The following is a 16,627-nucleotide window of genomic DNA, read 5'->3' as shown; positions in this document are numbered from 1 at the left end:
CAAATCTTGAGCACTTCGCAGGACGATAGCACCGCATCAGCATCAAACGAGATCACGACCATGAAAATTCCTTCCCTCCCCATCCTTCTCAGCTTCAATGGCGGCTACGTCGACACTTTGGGCTTTCTGTCACTTTCGGGGCTCTTCACGGCGCATGTGACAGGCAACTTCGTGACCTTGGGCGCAACGATGGCGCATGGTCTGGATGGGGCGTGGTCGAAGCTGCTCGCACTTCCGATGTTCTGCCTGATCGTTTTCGCGTCACGTTTGGCGTGCCTGAAGATCCAGGGGCTGGACCGGTCGCCTATCCGGCCCATGCTGGTCGTCAAACTGCTTCTGCTCGTCGCCGTGGCGGTGCTGGCATTTATCTACGGTCCCTTCCATGGCGACGACAGCAAGCTGACGTCGCTCGTTGCGCTCACGCTCGTGTCGGCCATGGCAATACAGAACGGTCTCCACAAGGCGCATCTCGCAAAAGCCCCGCCATCAACGTTGATGACCGGAACGACGACACAGATCATGCTCGATCTGGCCGACATCCTGGCCAATTCGAAACCCGAAGATATCATCGCGGCAAAGGCACGTGTGAAGAAGATGGGGACCGCCGTGGCGACCTTCGCTCTCGGTTGCGGCTTTGGTGCGCTGGGTTACATTTATGCGCCTGTAATCGCGTTCAGCTTGCCGGCCATTCTTGCCGCGGTTTCCCTGTTCGCAAGCAGCGCCGGGGCGGAATCCTGAAATCCGCCAGAACGCCTCATTCACCCGTTTTGTTGAAAGGAAATCCAGATGGATATCGGCCATGAAGCGGGCGGTCTCTCAAGCCTGATCGCTCCCGTCCTGAAGCCGCTTGCGGTCGGCCTCGAATTCTTCGGCGTCGGGGTTATTCTGGTCGGCGTCGTGATCGCGACGGTTCTTTACGGACGCGACCTCTTCTCCATCGGTAGCCGGGAAGCATACGAACGCTACCGCGCCAATCTCGGTCGCGGAATATTGCTGGGCCTCGAGGTCCTGATCGGCGCGGATATCATTGCCACGATCATCTCGCCACTGACATGGGAAAGCGTTGGTCTTCTTGGGATGATTGTGCTCATCCGGACCTTCCTGAGCTTCTCACTCGAAGCCGAGATCGACGGCCAGTGGCCCTGGACGAAGAACTCGGTGCCAGCCCCGCAGACCCATTCGCGATCGTCTTCTCTGCCCGGCAAGCGCTAACCCTTATCAATTGCATCCGATTGAAAACCGATCATGACAAAAAAAATCGAATTCGGTCTCGATACATTCGGCGACGTGACCACCGGCCCAGATGGAGAGCTCCTCTCCCAGCCGCAGGTGATCCGCAACGTCATCGAGGAGGCTGTCCTTGCTGACAGGATAGGGATCGACTTCTTCGGAGTTGGCGAACACCACCGCAGGGACTTTGCCGTTTCCGCTCCGGAAGTGGTGCTGGCCGCCATCGCGGCACGAACTGAAAGCATCCGGCTCGGGTCTGCCGTCACCGTTCTGAGTTCCGATGACCCAATACGGGTGTTCCAGCGGTTTTCCACGATCGATGCGATTTCAAACGGACGCGCCGAAGTCATCCTAGGCCGCGGCTCTTTCATCGAGTCGTTTCCGCTGTTTGGCTACAACCTCTCGAACTACAAGGAGCTGTTCGAACAGAAGCTGGACCTGTTCTCGGAGATCGCTTCGAAAGACATTGTCAATTACCAGGGCAACTGGCGCGCTCCGCTCGAAGATCAGCGTATCTATCCGCCGATTGCTGAAGGTCGTCTCAAGACCTGGATCGGTGTCGGCGGCAGCCCGGAATCAGTCATCCGTGCCGTGCGCTATGACATGAACCTGATGCTTGCCATCATCGGGGGGGATTCCGCCCGTTTCGCGCCCTATGTCGAACTCTACAAAAAGGCATCCGAGCAGGCCGGGCACACGGCAGGCGATATCGGCGTGCACTCGCCGGGATATGTCGCCGAAACCGATGAACAGGCGCGCCGTGACCTCTTCCCGTATTTCAAGAAGATCCGAGATCGCCTGGGCAAGGAGCGTGGTTGGCCGCCGGTCACCGAAAAGGATTTCGAAAACGAGATCGAGCATGGATCGCTCTATGCCGGCTCGCCCGAAACGGTTGCCGCCAAGATCACAAAAACGGCCAAAACGCTCGGCATTTCGCGGTTCCAGATGAAGTATTCGGCCGGCACGATGGAGCATGAGAAGCTCATGCAGAGCATCGAACTTTACGGATCACGTGTCGTCCCTCTTGTTCGCGATCTACTCACTCCACTGAGCTAGGTCACAGCCAAATTTCCTGTCTTATTCCATTGCAATTCAGTGGGTTAGCTCAGAGGTATTGATAGGAAGTGTTGAATTCACAAAGATATCTTTGATCAAGAGTTCGAGTCCTTTCAAGGCGCTGGTAAACAAAGCAAGTGTTCGCATTTACAGCGGCATTGAATAGGGATATGATTTATCCTTAATTCGTTGCCGAGCACTCGCATGATCCTTAAGAGCCAAGTCGAATGGGCGTTACATTGTTGCGCCATTCTCTCGGGCCTTCCCGAAGGCCGATATCTTTCAACCAAAGCGCTTGCTGAACTGCATGGGCTCCCGAAGGAATACTTGTCAAAAGCGCTGCAGAGCTTGTCACAAGCTGGCCTTGTTCACACCACGCTTGGCCCATCCGGCGGATACCGCCTTGCCAAGGCCGCGAATGAGCTGACCTTCCTTGATGTGGTTGAAGCTGTCGAGGGTAGCGGTCGAACCTTTGTTTGCCAAAACATCCGGGCCAATAATCCTTGCCGTCCGAAAGGCCATTGCGAGAGCGGACCCTGCGCGATTGCCCGCATCATGTGGGAAGCCGACGAAGCGTGGCGTTCCGCCCTTCGAAAGGTGACGTTCGCGGATCTTGGCACGATCCTGCAACAGGAAATCACCCCGGAAATCTGGTCCGGGACCTTTGAGTGGGTTCTGAAGCGCGCCGGCTAAGCTCGACCCGATGCCTTATTCAGCGGCGAATTCTCTACGATCCCAAGATAACTTTGTGCGGGCATCGCCAGTGACAGGCCGTGAGTTGCACAGCGCTGATGGACCGTATCGATAACCTCGTTGCGCGCCGGCGTCCGGGCTGCCGGGGCCGTGACCCGAAACTGGAGCTCCACATCGATTGCGATCGCGTCGATGCCCTTGAGTGCGACAACCGGAGCCGGTGACTGGACGATGCACTGACACGTCTGCAACGCAGACTTCAGGATTGCCTCGACCTCGGCTGGTCGACTGTCGGAGGTGACACGGATCGGCAGGATAACAAGGTGGCTCTCGTCTGGTTTTGTAAGGTTGGTCAGGCCGACTTTAGCGAGCGTGCTGTTGGGAAGCACGACGAGATTGTTTGCTGGTGTCAGAACCTGCGTCGATCGCCAATTGTTCTGAACGACATGTCCTTCGGTGCCATCGGCCAGCTGAATCCAGTCTCCGATCGAAAAAGGCCTGCCGAGCGTCAGTGCGATCCCCGAAAACAGATCACCGAGCGTATTCTGCAACGCCAGGCCCAAAATAATCGCTACGACACCGGATGTGGCAACCAGAGTGCCGATCGGGGCACCGAATACAAAACCGACAATCGACAGCGTAACGCCGAGATAGACCGCGGTAACGATGAGATCCTGGAGCAGCCGCGCTTCCTGCGGGCGGCGATCAAGGACGATGTAAAGGCGGATGAAGCCAATTGTCGCCCAGGCAAGATGAATCCACCACAGGACGCGGGCCGCAGTGCCCATATAGAGCGCGAACCCATCGGTCTCTCCGGTGATTACGCGGTGTGGCGGTATGCCGCTCACAACGAACGCTGTCGTCATGCAGGCGAAGAACAGGATCTGGACGATCAGGCGGGCCGTCGGCCTATGCTGTCCCTGGAAATGCCATACAAGAATTCCGAGCACGCCGAGGAGATCGACGGCTAGAAAGGCCGGCATCAGCGAATTATAAGCCATTGCGGGTCCCTTGCCTTGAAAAGAGGAAGGACCGGGGCTGCTCTAGCACCCGGTCCCTGACTGGTTTCACCTCTTTATCGGATAGGTCAGTTCCGTCTGGGTGGTATCAACCACGAAGACGGCAAGAAGTTTAGCGGGCTTCGTGTCGCTCCCGTTCTTGCTGACGCCGTGCCGGTCGCCTGGATATTCCGAAAAGCTCTCGCCGGCCTTGTATTCTTCTACAGGCCCATCATTGACCTGGCTAAGGACGGAGCCTTCCAGCACGATCGCATAGATGAAAGCCGAATCCGGATGGGTATGGGCATCGGAGAAGCCACCCGGACCATATTCGACGAGTACGCCCTTCATGCTCTTACCGGGCACGTTCGGCAGTTCGTGTTGATAGACGAGTGTCACCTTTGAGGCGGAGCCGCCTGAGGTGTCGTGAGCACCGGCAGTACTGGTTATGAGAAAGAATGCGGCGAAGGCCGCAAGGCGGGGTCTGATCATGGTATTGTTCCTATTCAAATGAGCGGAGCTTTGGGCGGGCTACTTTCGCGGCGCCGTTGCAAACCATTGATCGAAGCCAATTTTGCCAAGCCGGGGATTGTTGTCCGTGACCAGCGATCCGTCCTCGAGACGTGCGCCGAAATATTTCGCTTCTGGATCGGCAACGACCTCGCGGCTGTCTCCGGTCAATGCCAGATAACGTGCGACGAACTCGTTGAGGTGGAAGCGATCCGGACCAGCGATTTCGACAATTCCGGCGGCCGGCGTAGCAAGCGCAACATCCGCCATCGCGTCGGCGACGTCATCGGAGGCGATCGGCTGAACAAAGGCTGGTGAAAGGTGCACCTTGTCCCCGACCATACTCGATTGAGCGATACCGCCAACGAATTCCATGAACTGCGTGGAATGGACGATCGTGTACGGAATGCCGCCTTCCCTGATCAGCTTTTCCTGGACGAGCTTTGCCCGAAAATACCCGCTCTCCTGCAGGCGCTCCGTCCCAACGACGGAAAGTGCGACATGGTGTTTGACGCCTGCTGCCTTTTCCGCTTCCAGCAGATTCCTGCCGGAGGTTTCGAAAAACTCCATGACCGCCTTGTCCTCGAAGGATGGCGAGTTCGCAAGGTCGAGTACGACCTCGGTGCCTTGAAGTGCTTTTGCAAGGCCTTCGCCGGTGATGATGTTGACGCCGGTGTTCGGAGAGGCGGCAATCACCTCATGGCCTCTGGCGCGAAGCCGCTCGGTCGTCTTCGAACCGATGAGGCCGGTTCCGCCGATGATGACGATTTTCATGTCTGTTTCCCTTGAGGTGATGAGTGCCGAATGGCACTTGGAAATGGCTGCTGTTGTGGAACAAGGCCTCAGTTGAGGCCGGCTTTCTCCAGGCCGTAGAGCTTGTCCGCCGAACCGGGCACGGCCTTGAAGGCGATACTGACACGGTTCCAGGCGTTGATGGTCATGATCGAGAAGGTCAAATCGGAAACTTCCTTCTCCGACAGCTGACCGCGAACGCGCTCGTAAAGCTCGTCCGGAATGCCGCCTTCAGCCAGTCTGGTGACCGCTTCGGTCCAGGCGAGGGCAGCGCGCTCGCGCGGAGCGAACAGGTTCGATTCCCGCCAGATGGCGACATGGTAAAGGCGAAGCTCGCTCTCGCCGTGAATCTTGGCTTCCTTGACATGCATATCGAGGCAGAAGCCGCAACCGTTGAGCTGGGAGGCCCGGATATTCACAAGATCGCGGATTGACTGCTCGATGACGCTGTCCTTCAGCGACAGGCTGAGGTCCGACAACTTCTTGAAAAACTCTGGGGACTGGGCTGCGTAATTCAGGCGCTGTGTCATGTCTCTCTCCATCTATTAAGGACTTTCAATATCCTTATGGATAATAACTATCCGTAATAGATGGACATGCAACCAAAACCGCTCTAACCTGCCCGCATAAGCTTTATGCGAGGAAGTATGAGGGGGATGACGGATGGATGTGGTTGCTGCCTTGCGAACCTTCCTGAGGGTTGCTGAGACTGGGTCGTTTTCAAGCGCAGCGCTGGACCTTGGTTTGACGCAGCCTGCGGTGTCCCGGCAAATTTCATCGCTGGAGGCGCATTACAGCACCCGGTTGCTGCATCGGAGCACCAATGGCTTGTCACTGACAGTGGAAGGCGAGCAGATGATCCTTATGGCCCGCAAGGTTATTGACGCCATGGAGGCGCTGGGTGATGCAACGGCGACCGAAAACGTGACGACCTCCGGCCGGGTAAGGATCAGCCTGCCGGCTCCACTCGGATTGCATGTCAGCGAGCGTCTGCCTGGCCTTTTGAAACTCCATCCGCGCCTGACGGTCGAAACCGTGTTTCGCGAGGACCCGTCGGATCTTGTCGGCGAGGGGATAGACATTGAAGTTCGTCTCGGTGACGTTTCCGACAGCAGCCTGATCTGTCGCCGGCTTGGCTGGACCACGGCCTTTCTTGTTGCATCGCCCGGCTATGTCGAAGAGCGAGGCCAACCTCGTGGTCTAAGCGAGATCGCAGAGCACGACTGCATTTGCTACAGCCGCGGCGGTGAAACGCGTGCATGGATATTTGCCGACGGTGCCGATCAGGTGCGGGCAGCGATTAGCCCGCGCATGGTGTTCAACAATGCGACTGCTGTATATAGAGCGACCATCGCAGGAGGAGGGCTGGCCATCCTCTCTCATATCCTCGTTGCCGAAGACATCGCATCAGGGAGGCTCATCAACGTTCTGCCTTGTCTGCCGCCGGCACGGCTGCCGATCACCGCAGTCTATGCTTCGCGTCGAAATCTTCCCATGCGCGTCCGCATAGTTCTCGATTTTCTTGCCGACGTAGTCAGGGAAGAAGCATTAATGACTGGCGCGGCCTTATAACGGACAGCCATATCTGGCTTAGACCAGTCACCGAGCACCCAAATTGCTGAGTCGTCGGTTCATAGTGGTCCAAGAGCAACCTACTCAGATGGGCATGTCATCCAGTTCATCATGAGAGACCGTACCATGCACCGCGGCCTGCACCGTGCAGGACGAGGTGCCCTTGATCCACGAGTGCCTTGAGATGATCCTTGATGGTGTGACGGCTGGCATGGGTGACCCGGGCAGCCTCCGCGACCGTGATCCGCCCGTGCTCGCGCGCCAACTCAAGCAATGCGACGGATAATTCCGGCATGTCGGCGAGGATAATACGCTCGCGCTCCATCTTCTTCTCAAGCTGGGTTTTCTGACGATGCAGGGCTCTTAAAAAGAACTTGATCCATGGATTCCAGTCGGGATCGGCGGTGCGGATCGTTCCCTGCGTGCGGCGAAGCGAGATGTAATAGCTCTCCTTGCTTTGCTCGATGATGCTTTCCAGCGAGCTGTAGGGGACGTAAGCGTATCCGGCCCGCAGGAGCAGCAAGGTGGTCAGAATACGTGATAGGCGGCCATTGCCATCTTGGAACGGATGAATTTCTAGAAAAACCACAACAAAGATTGCGATGACCAAAAGTGGATGTAGCCGTTTTTCACGCCCTTGCTCATCCAGCCAGGCGATCAGTTCTTCCATACGACGTGGCGTATCGAACGGCGAAGCCGTTTCGAAAACGATACCGAGGCTTTCACCCTGTTCGTTAAACGCTTCCACATTGTTGGAGAGGGTTTTGTAGGCGCCGCGATGCCTCTCATCCTTAATCGAATGCGCAAGAAGGTCACGGTGGAGTTGACGGATATGATTTTCGGTAAACGAAATAGCTTCGTAAGCACTGAAAATGGTCTCCATCACCTCCGCGTAGCCGGCGACCTCTTGCTCGTCGCGTGTTGTGAATGACCCCAGGCGAATATTCGCCAACAGCTTTTCGACCTCTCGGTCGGTGAGGCGCGCCCCTTCGATACGTGTGGAGGAACCAACGCTTTCGATCGTGGCGACACGCCTCAGGCTGGACAATCGCTCAGGCGCGATCCGGCCTATCGCACGCCAGGCGCCTTTAAATTCGTCGAGTTCGGCAATCAGCGAAAGGATTTCGTGCGTGATCCGGACAGTTGCCGTGTTGAGAAATGCCATTCTCTCATCCATTCTCATCCAATTCTCGAAGCAAAGTTATGCACCATTTACTCATCCATTTCCATCCAATTCCCGAGACGTAGATGTCAAATTTGCCGCTTGCTTGCGAGCGACCTCAAGCCGATTCAAACTTTTTCAGCGAGACGAGAGACAATCGCGAGGACAGCTCTCAAAAATTCGAGCCGGTCAGCCAACTTGGTTGGTAATGCACTAGCGATCGGGCTCTTGGACTGGGATCTCGAAGTCTTTGACGTCTATAACGGACCGGATGAGAGCGACGCGAAACAACAGCGCAGTCGTAGGTCGACTCCGCTCAAGGCGTCAGAGTTGAAGCCAAAGAGCTCACCGCGGAGAACAGCTTTTCCACCACCTAAGCTCAGCAATTCCACTGAGTCCCTGGTTTACGATAGACCCCCAGCGATCCTGACCAGATCGGCGACTGTGGTCGCCTTCATCTTCCGCATCAAGTGACCCCTGTGCAGTTTCACGGTTGGCTCTGCGAGCTGTAGTTCAGCCGCGATTTGTTTGTTTAGCTTGCCCGCGATGACTAGGGTTAGAATCTGGCGTTCACGTTCGGTAAGCGACGTATACCTCAAATGGGCAGCAGTCTTCGAGGTTTTTTCCTCTCGGCGAGCTGCATCATTTGCAATGGCCCGGTTTACGGCTTCGAGCAAATCCTGTTCACGAACAGGTTTGGTCAGTACATCGATGGCACCAGCCTTCATTGCTCGCACGGCCATGGGTACATCGACGTGAGCGCTAATTAAGACGACGGATCTGGGATGGTCGCTTTGCGCCAACGTTTCCTGAAACTCAAGTCCGCTCTGGCCGGGAAGGCGGATGTCGAGGACGATGCATCCAGCCTTTTCGGGATCGTCTGCGTTGATAAACTCCTTCACGGAGGCATGTGTCTCGGCGCTGAGTCCTACAGACTCAAACAGTCCCTTCAGAGCTTCGCGGACACTGTGATCGTCGTCGATGACGATAACCGTGGGGCGCCTGTTCTTCTTATCATCAATCAACGGCTGTCTCCTCGAAGCTGGACAGCGTGAAGGTAAATGACGCGCCCCTGGGGTGGTTGTTAGTAGCCCAGATGCGGCCACCATGCGCTTCGACGATAGATCGGCAGATAGAAAGGCCCATTCCAATCCCGTCCGATTTTGTGGTGTAGAACGCCTCGAATATCCGGTCGAGCTGGTCAGGGGATATTCCGTGTCCTGTGTCGGAAACACTGACTTCGATGTCGCCGCCGGTTCTTTTCACACACCTGACAGTGATGACCGCACTATCATGAGAATGCATGGCTTCAGCACTATTCATGATCAGGTTGAGGAGAACTTGCTGTAGCTGCGTACAATCACCCAGCACATGAACGGGACCGGTCGTTATGTCCGTGACCACTTGCAAACCCCTAGACTGTAACTCCTCTTGCAAGAGAAACAGCACCTCGCGCAATGCTGTATTGAAGTCAGTTTTTTTCATGCGCAGAGGAGTTCTCTGCGCCATAGCGCGTATGCTAGCGACAATCTCTCCCGCCCGGTGTCCGTCCTGCACAACCCGTTCCGCCGCGCGACGTGCCTGTTCGAGATCCGTATGCCCGTCCTGCAGCCAACGTAAACATGTGCCTGCGTTAGTCACGATCGCCATAAGGGGTTGATTAATCTCGTGTGCGATAGAGACAGCCAGTTCGCCGATCGTGGTCAGGCGAGTAACGTGTGCCAGGTCCGCCTGGCTCTGACGAAGTGATTCCTCTGCCCGTCTGCGGTCTTCGATATCGACGACAACACCATACCAACGCACGACGTTTCCTTCCGAATCGAGAAGTGGATTTTGTCGTAGATTGAACCACCTGTATTCCCCGTCGGAACGTCTGATGCGAGCATCTACTGGATCAGGCCGTTTAGTGGCTACGATTTCCTCCCAACTTGTGCGCATGCGCTCGACATCGTCAGGATGAAAGACCCTGTAGAAACCATAACCCTGGAGGTCCTCGATTGTCAGGCCAACAAAATCTATAAAGATCTTGTTCCAGTACTCAAGTTGTCCGTCCGGCGTGCATGACCACGCCATAGCTGGTATCGTATTTATGACGAGGTTGAGCTTTTGCTCGCTCTCCCTGAGTGCTGTCTCGCTGTAACGAAGCGCGTCTTCTGCGTACTGCAGATTTTCAATGTCGATATTTACTCCGAACCAACGCACAGTACCGGTGGCATCAGTCAGTTTCCTGCCAGAGAAATAGAACCATCGGTAAGTGCCGTCCGCGCCACGAATGCGCCCTTTCAGCTGAGTGTGGTCCGAGTTCTCAAGATCTCTCTTCCAGATCTCGACCATCTCGGCGATGTCATCGGGGTGGTAGAGGTCCAAGAAGCCCCACTCTAGGATTCGCTCAGGCGGTAGCCCAGCATAATCCAGCCAACTTTTATTGACGAAGTCCGCGCTGCCGTCTGGTCGCGCCGACCAGACGAGAACTGGAAGCGAGTCGATGATGAGCCGGAGATTCTGCTCGCTCGCTGCAAGCGCGGCCTCGGTTTCCTTGAGCGCATCCTCAGCTTGCTTACGGTCTTCGATATCAAGCACCACGCCGTACCATCTGACGACGTTTCCTTCTGGATCATGCCGCGGCTTTTGCCGAAGACTACACCACCGGAACACGCCGTCTGCACGCTTGATCCGCCCCTCGACTTCCTTGGCAGTCTTGGCAGTCATAATGTTGCGCCACTCAGTGGCGAGATGCTCGAGATCATCAGGATGGAAGAGACGGTAGAAATTCTCGCCGGCAATGTCAGCAAGCGACAGGCCGACGTATTCGAGGAAATGCTGATTGGCAAAATCCAGCATTCCATCCGATGTTGTCGACCAAGCCATTGCCGGGATCATGTCAATGATCGCGTCAGTGTGTGTTGGGTGTTCCAAGTCGATCCCCTGGCTCCTTGTAACGCTGGTGCGGGGCTGAAAATACGCTGTTCCGCGATATTAGGTTAGCTGAGATTTATAGACCAAGGTCTATTTTTGCAGTCCCTTCGTCTAGGCAGTGGGGACCAATGTCTCAATTGAGAGTTGGCCACATCAGCCCTACAAATGGCCATCAAGCGAGTGGGGACGCCGACATTTAGTGCGATATCACCCTAATCGAAGGCAATGCTATACCCGCAAAAAATCAGTGCCGTTGAGCGTAAGCGGGCAGTTCAGTCAAATGGTGTCACCCGGGAGCTCGCGAAATGACCCTAGATACTTCTCGTCATCCAGCCGTATCCGTTTCAGTAGTGCTCGTGCACGGCGCGTTCGTTGATGCCTCCGGTTGGCGGCAGGTGTATGACACCTTGTCGGAGGAAGGCTATGAGGTTCTCGTTGTTCAGAACTCTGCCGTAACCTTCGATCAGGATGTAGAGCGCACCAAAAGCGTTATCGCCGAGGCGAAACATCCAGTCGTGCTCGTCGGGCATTCGTATGGTGGCGCCGTGATTACAGAAGCCGGGAGCGAAGAGCAGGTCCTCGGTCTCGTTTATCTGGCCGCCTTCGTCCCCGACGTTGGGGAATCCGTCTTCGACCTTGCTTCGCAAGAGGTTCCTGGCGCGGAGAAAGCCCCACTCCTTGCGCCGAACGACGGCTTCATCAAAATCGATCCGCAGAAGTTTGCAGCCGCATTCTCGGCCGACATAGATCTCGCCGAAGCGCAATTCATGGCTGCCGCCCAGAGGCCTTGGGGCCTTGAAGCCGTCCAGGGCAAGATCACCTCTGCGGCATGGAAAGCCAAACCATCCTTTTACCTGCTCGCGAGGGAAGATCGAATGATACCAGCACAAGCGCAGGCCGCGATGGCCGCGCGCGCAGGAGCCACGGTCGTAGAGGTCAGCAGCAGCCATGCAGTAATGCTGTCCCAGCCTAAAGAAGTCGTAGCGCTCATTAGAACAGCAGCTAAGCCGAACCAGCAAAACTGATGCTGAGCGTCAGCTGCTGTCCAACATCAATCACCGACTGGGGGAATACCATGCGCAACTTTCTTATGCCGAAACGCTCACAGACATCGCAAACACTGACTGAACCCGAGGAGAATGGCATGCCTCAGCTGTCACGCCGCGCTTTCGCGAGCGCTCTGCCTCTTGGTCTCGTTGGAGGAACTCTTTTCGGCGGAAGCCTGCTCGGCGACTTGACCGCCCAGGCTGCTACATCCAAAGCTACCGGGACACCGGTCGTAACAACACCGTTTGCACAGATACATATCGGCCGTTTCACGGTAACTGCCCTGACGGATGGATATGCCGATATGCCCTACAACTACTTCCCGGGACGCTCGGCCCCCGAAGTGGAAAAGGCCGCAAACGCCCAGTTTACGGGCAGATCCGGCGGGGTTCGTTTTCTGTTTAATCAATACCTCGTTGAAGACGGTAAGCAACGCATCCTGATCGATGCCGGCGCTGCAGGTTCTATCGGGGAAACCGGACATCTCCCGCAGGCGCTGGCCACGCTCGGTCTGAAGCCGAGCGATATCGATGCGGTTATCGTGACGCATATGCACCAGGACCATATGGGCGGTCTGGTTCTCGGCGGTAAGAACAATTATCCGAATGCCGAGGTCTATGTAGACCGTCGCGACGTCAAGCACTGGACTGACCGGGCCAAGAGCAATGGCGCGCCTGATTTCCTGCAGCCTAGCTTCAAGATGGCGGAAGAGGTGGTGCGTCTTTATCCGAAGCTACAAGCCATCGACGGAGAGCGTGAAATCGTTCCTGGCGTCTCGATTATCGACCTAACCGGCCATACGCCTGGCCATATCGGGGTCCGAATCGAGGACGGCGGCAAGAGCCTGATCATGGTATCCGACATGATTTTCCCGGTCGTCCATCCTGCTGCAACGGACGTCTTCTTCCTGTTCGAACAGGATCAGGCTGCTGCGAAAGCGATGCGCGATCGCTTCTTCCCACAAGCTGCCTCGGAAGGCGCCCTGATTGCTGCGACACACATGCCGTTCCCAGGTCTTGGTCGTGTGGTCTCAGATCGTGGTCAGATGCGCTGGGAAGTCGCCGACTGGGCTTTGCAAGACTGATGCTGTAGCCGGGGATTTAGGTAGCTGAGATAGATCAAGGCCCGCATTGTTCGCTGATGCGGGCCTACTCAAGTATGGAGACGAGGTATGCCGTACCACTTTCTGGAAGTCGCCGTCACGCCAAGCGTCCGAGCCGCGCAGGCGGATATGGGGGTGGACCAGATATGGCTGGGCGAGAACGATCGGCCATCGGATACTTTGACGGAGAACGAGATCGCTTTCATCGCCACGCGCGACAGCTTCTATATCGCATCTGTGTCAGAGACGGGTTGGCCATATGTTCAACATCGCGGAGGGAAAACCGGTTTCCTCAAGGTCGTTGATCCCCAAACAATGGCATTTGCCGACTATCGCGGAAACCGCCAATACATCAGCGCAGGGAATTTCGCAGCCAACGACCGCGCCTGTCTGTTTCTCATGGACTATGTCCGACGGACCCGGCTCAAAGTCTATGCCCACGTCGAGCGGCTGACGCTCGACGCCGATCCATCGCTAACGGACCTCGTATCCGATCCGACGTATAGGGGCCGTGCAGAGCGGATATTCAAGCTTCGGCTCGAAGCATACGACTGGAACTGCCCCCAGCACATCATCCCCCGCTACACCGAACAGCAAGTTGAGCAAGCAGTCGCACCACTACGTCAGAAGCTGCAACAGCTCGAAGCTGAAAATGCAGCGTTGCGGGCAAGATTAGAAGGTAAATCCGAATGACCAACGCTCAAAGACCGCCTCTACCGCCCTTTACATCGCAGACTGCTGCCGACAAGGTGCGGCTTGCCGAAGATGGCTGGAATAGCAGGGACCCGGGCAAGGTTGCGTTGGCGTACACGGCTGATAGTCAGTGGCGTAACCGCGCCGAGTTCGTTAGTGGCCGGGAGGCTATCATCGCTTTCCTTGCAGGAAAGTGGCGCCGGGAGCTCGACTACCGTCTGATCAAGGAGCTGTGGACGTTCGGCGGCGACAGGATTGCCGTCAGGTTTGCATATGAGTGGCATGACGACAGCGGCAATTGGTTCCGATCTTTCGGCAACGAGAACTGGGAGTTCAATGATAGTGGCCTGATGCGCAAGCGATACGCCTGCATCAACGACCTGCCAATCCGCGTGGAAGACCGTCGCTTTCACTGGCCCCTCGGTCGTCGGCCCGATGATCACCCGGGGCTCAGCGAGCTTGGTTTCTGATCGACCTCATTTCCATTTCCATCAGTCGAAGACAGCCACATGGTCATTTTGAATTCGCACTTTTCACAACGTTCGTCTCCGACAGAAGAAGAGGCTATCGAGGTCAAAGCCTTCGTCGATCTGTACAATGTCTCACCGGCAACGCTCAAATCCGAAGAGCATTTTGAATGCCTGCCCATCAACGGTGGATGCGCAATATCGCTGCCAAGCGCGCCAGCCATGGGTCTGAACCGTGTACTCGGGCTAAACTCCGTGAATGATCTTGAGGAAGCCTATGGGTGGATGAATGGGAAGAGCGGAAACCGGTTTCTTCAGGTAAATATGGACCGCGCTCCAGCCCGAACTAAAGACTGGATCCTCGCCAAGGGTCTGCTTGAATATGGTGTCGGCTGGGCGAAGCTTGTCTACGACAGCTCATCAGCGAACCTTTCGGAGCCCAACTCGATCCGAACGCGACACGTTCATATTGAGGAAGCCGTGCTCTTTGGATCGATGGTGTGCAAAGGCTTCAACTTTCCATCGACCCTGACGAGGTTGTGGTCAGCAATCGTCGGAAAGGTAGGCTGGTCGTGTTTTTTCGCCTTGGATGGTGACAATCCAGTCGGCACTGCCACCATGTACCAGTCCGGAACCTACGCATGGCTAGGCGGCGGCACCACACTTCCGGAGTTTCGAAATCGCGGCATTCAAAAGGCGCTCATCAAAAGTCGTATCGAACATGGGCTCTGCAACGGCGTGTCGACATTTGCCGTTGAGACATTGGCACCTGCAGAGGGAGAACCCAATATTTCCTTTGATAACCTTAGGAAAGTAGGCTTCCGGCACGCATATCACCGCAAGAATTTTAAGTTGTAAGATAGCGATCTGCCCCCGGCGGGTGAGCACTGGTGGAAGGACGTACGGTGCCTCCTCGCTGCGTTACTCCTCAAATTTCTGTACGATCTGAAGAAGGGACAGTACGAATGAATACGGAAACCCGCATAGAAATGGCCGCCCGGCTGACTTCAGCATCGGGAATCATTGCAGCACTAGATCAAAGCGGAGGGTCCACCCCAAACGCCTTACGCTCATACGGTATATCCGACACCGCTTATCAGGGCGACGCGGAAATGTTGAAGCTTATCCATGAAATGCGCGTGAGGATAATAACTGCACCCGGATTTTCGAGCGAGCGTGTGATTGGCGCCATCTTATTCGAACACACCATGGAGAACTTCATCGGCGCCAAATCGGTCCCGGCATATCTTTGGGAAGATAGAGGGATCCTATCGTTTTTGAAGGTCGACAGTGGTCGTGAAGCGGAGCATGACGGCGTTCAGTTGATGAAGCCCATGCCAAATCTTGGCAATTTGCTTGAGCGCGCATTTGAAAAAGGAATCCTTGGGACGAAAATGCGCTCGGTCGTGCGTTCAGCGTCCGAAAGAGGGATTTCTGCAGCTGTGAGGCAACAATTTGAGGTGGCCTCGACGATCCTAAAGAACGGATTGATCCCGATTATCGAGCCTGAGGTTCTCGTCGATAGCCCGGATAAGGCGATTGCCGAAGCGATATTGGTCAAAGAAATCCTGAAGAATCTTTCGGAGCTTGCGCATGGAACGCAGGTCATATTGAAGCTTACCCTGCCAACTCAGCCGGATCTCTACGCAGCACTTGTCGAGCATCCCAAAGTTGCTCGAGTTTTTGCCTTGTCCGGAGGCTACAGTCTAAAGGTCGCTTGCGAAAAACTCAGAGAGAACACCGGCGTAATCGGAAGCTTCTCGCGGGCTCTGGTTGAGAATTTACGCGTTTCCATGCGAGACGCTGAATTCGACCGAAATCTCTCTCAAAACATTGAAGAGATATATCTAGCTAGTGCGTAGGAAGGCGAGAACGCGTGACGCGGGGCACCCGAGAATACGACTGAAGACAAAGGTGAATTCGGAGCCCGTTCCCTGTTACATCGACGGCATATTTGCCTTCACGCAACACTCGTCACCTACCGGCAAATGTCTGCGGTTTTAGCTCACACAGTAGTCCATCATCTCGGTTTAGAGAGCCAAGGAGTTGAATAACCTCGAGATTTCAAAAACAAAGAAATGCCGAGAGTTCGAATCTGTTCAAGAGCGTTGTGTTCAGTAAGCATGTGGCCAGAAGGGACACGATGGGCGATTAATGTGCAGACGCCGCATTGTCCTATGCCACATCCGTCGAACATTCTCATTGAGTATACCAACCTGAAGGTCGAGTAACTTTGGTTTTGTCGCATTCGCGATCGGACGCGTGCCCGAACTGCTCGCTCAGCAGGTATAATAGCTTCAGCCACACTCCTTGATTTTCATTAAAAATCTTAATCAGGGCAGTCACTTAATTAGGGTATACGAAAGAAAGCAACAAGTTTTCCATCGCA

The 16,627-nt window shown here is 55.5% G+C and carries 18 protein-coding genes; 11 read left to right on the top strand and 7 right to left on the bottom strand.

All coding sequences use genetic code 11. The features are described 5' to 3' along the window. Window positions 1-60 precede the first annotated feature (60 nt). The 4 genes from QRN55_RS20070 (at window position 61) to QRN55_RS20055 (ending at window position 2,979) form a co-directional block, all read left to right on the top strand. Window positions 61-738 (top strand): YoaK family protein, encoded by a 678-nt coding sequence (locus QRN55_RS20070; protein WP_111838578.1) that lies wholly within the window; start codon window positions 61-63, stop codon window positions 736-738. A 48-nt stretch (window positions 739-786) separates the two neighbouring features. Then, entirely contained in the window at window positions 787-1,212 is a 426-nt protein-coding gene (locus QRN55_RS20065) for a DUF1622 domain-containing protein (RefSeq protein ID WP_111838577.1), read from the top strand. Between the two features lie 33 nt (window positions 1,213-1,245). Beyond that, window positions 1,246-2,286: an LLM class flavin-dependent oxidoreductase gene (locus QRN55_RS20060; RefSeq protein ID WP_111838576.1), complete on the top strand. Its 1,041-nt coding sequence runs from the start codon at window positions 1,246-1,248 to the stop codon at window positions 2,284-2,286. A 204-nt stretch (window positions 2,287-2,490) separates the two neighbouring features. Then, a complete protein-coding gene (locus tag QRN55_RS20055) occupies window positions 2,491-2,979 on the top strand; it encodes an RrF2 family transcriptional regulator (RefSeq protein WP_077122503.1) in 489 nt (162 codons plus the stop codon). Here QRN55_RS20055 and QRN55_RS20050 read toward each other — a convergent pair. The 4 genes from QRN55_RS20050 to QRN55_RS20035 all read right to left on the bottom strand — a co-directional run bounded on the left by QRN55_RS20050 (window position 2,976) and on the right by QRN55_RS20035 (window position 5,809). Beyond that, complete coding sequence (locus tag QRN55_RS20050) at window positions 2,976-3,980, bottom strand: mechanosensitive ion channel family protein (RefSeq protein WP_077122502.1); 1,005 nt, start codon at window positions 3,978-3,980, stop codon at window positions 2,976-2,978. The genes QRN55_RS20055 and QRN55_RS20050 overlap by 4 nt on opposite strands. Before the next feature lie 66 nt (window positions 3,981-4,046). Further along, the gene (locus QRN55_RS20045; protein WP_111838575.1) at window positions 4,047-4,469 is read right to left on the bottom strand and encodes a cupin domain-containing protein; all 423 of its coding nucleotides are present in this window, start codon (window positions 4,467-4,469) and stop codon (window positions 4,047-4,049) included. A 39-nt stretch (window positions 4,470-4,508) separates the two neighbouring features. Continuing rightward, on the bottom strand, window positions 4,509-5,261 hold the full coding sequence (locus QRN55_RS20040) for an SDR family oxidoreductase (RefSeq protein WP_111838574.1): 753 nt from the start codon (window positions 5,259-5,261) through the stop codon (window positions 4,509-4,511). 68 nt (window positions 5,262-5,329) lie between these two features. Beyond that, a complete protein-coding gene (locus QRN55_RS20035; protein WP_077122499.1) occupies window positions 5,330-5,809 on the bottom strand; it encodes a carboxymuconolactone decarboxylase family protein in 480 nt (159 codons plus the stop codon). 133 nt (window positions 5,810-5,942) lie between these two features. On the opposite strand from QRN55_RS20035, the gene QRN55_RS20030 reads away from it, so the two are divergent. Next, a complete protein-coding gene (locus tag QRN55_RS20030; protein WP_111838572.1) occupies window positions 5,943-6,851 on the top strand; it encodes a LysR family transcriptional regulator in 909 nt (302 codons plus the stop codon). A gap of 109 nt (window positions 6,852-6,960) precedes the next feature. Here QRN55_RS20030 and QRN55_RS20025 read toward each other — a convergent pair whose 3' ends face one another. The 3 genes from QRN55_RS20025 to QRN55_RS20015 form a co-directional block, all read right to left on the bottom strand. Then, a complete protein-coding gene (locus tag QRN55_RS20025) occupies window positions 6,961-8,016 on the bottom strand; it encodes a Fic family protein (protein WP_284778078.1) in 1,056 nt (351 codons plus the stop codon). Between the two features lie 401 nt (window positions 8,017-8,417). Then, complete coding sequence (locus QRN55_RS20020) at window positions 8,418-9,038, bottom strand: response regulator transcription factor (RefSeq protein WP_013637147.1); 621 nt, start codon at window positions 9,036-9,038, stop codon at window positions 8,418-8,420. Continuing rightward, window positions 9,031-10,929 carry a PAS domain-containing sensor histidine kinase gene (locus QRN55_RS20015; protein ID WP_082249760.1) on the bottom strand — a complete coding sequence of 633 codons (1,899 nt, stop codon included), beginning with the start codon at window positions 10,927-10,929 and terminating at the stop codon, window positions 9,031-9,033. The genes QRN55_RS20020 and QRN55_RS20015 overlap by 8 nt, the downstream gene beginning before the upstream one ends. A gap of 305 nt (window positions 10,930-11,234) precedes the next feature. On the opposite strand from QRN55_RS20015, the gene QRN55_RS20010 reads away from it, so the two are divergent. The 6 genes from QRN55_RS20010 (at window position 11,235) to QRN55_RS19985 (ending at window position 16,100) form a co-directional block, all read left to right on the top strand. After that, window positions 11,235-11,954, top strand: coding sequence for an alpha/beta hydrolase (locus QRN55_RS20010; RefSeq protein ID WP_013637149.1), 720 nt, complete (start codon window positions 11,235-11,237; stop codon window positions 11,952-11,954). Between the two features lie 119 nt (window positions 11,955-12,073). Continuing rightward, a complete protein-coding gene (locus QRN55_RS20005; protein ID WP_041694733.1) occupies window positions 12,074-13,060 on the top strand; it encodes an MBL fold metallo-hydrolase in 987 nt (328 codons plus the stop codon). 87 nt (window positions 13,061-13,147) lie between these two features. Beyond that, a complete protein-coding gene (locus QRN55_RS20000) occupies window positions 13,148-13,771 on the top strand; it encodes a pyridoxamine 5'-phosphate oxidase family protein (RefSeq protein WP_013637151.1) in 624 nt (207 codons plus the stop codon). After that, window positions 13,768-14,241 carry a nuclear transport factor 2 family protein gene (locus QRN55_RS19995; RefSeq protein WP_013637152.1) on the top strand — a complete coding sequence of 158 codons (474 nt, stop codon included), beginning with the start codon at window positions 13,768-13,770 and terminating at the stop codon, window positions 14,239-14,241. Before QRN55_RS20000 ends, QRN55_RS19995 begins: the two co-directional genes overlap by 4 nt. A gap of 39 nt (window positions 14,242-14,280) precedes the next feature. After that, window positions 14,281-15,096, top strand: a complete 816-nt coding sequence (locus tag QRN55_RS19990; protein ID WP_111838569.1) for a GNAT family N-acetyltransferase — start codon at window positions 14,281-14,283, stop codon at window positions 15,094-15,096. A 107-nt stretch (window positions 15,097-15,203) separates the two neighbouring features. Continuing rightward, window positions 15,204-16,100 (top strand): fructose bisphosphate aldolase, encoded by an 897-nt coding sequence (locus tag QRN55_RS19985; protein ID WP_233125111.1) that lies wholly within the window; start codon window positions 15,204-15,206, stop codon window positions 16,098-16,100. Window positions 16,101-16,627: the final 527 nt, after the last annotated feature.

The organism is Agrobacterium sp. lyk4-40-TYG-31 (assembly GCF_030209855.1).
Lineage (GTDB): Bacteria > Pseudomonadota > Alphaproteobacteria > Rhizobiales > Rhizobiaceae > Agrobacterium > Agrobacterium vaccinii.
Note: the sequence above shows the minus strand (reverse complement) of the source record. Positions and strands in the feature narration are given on the sequence as shown.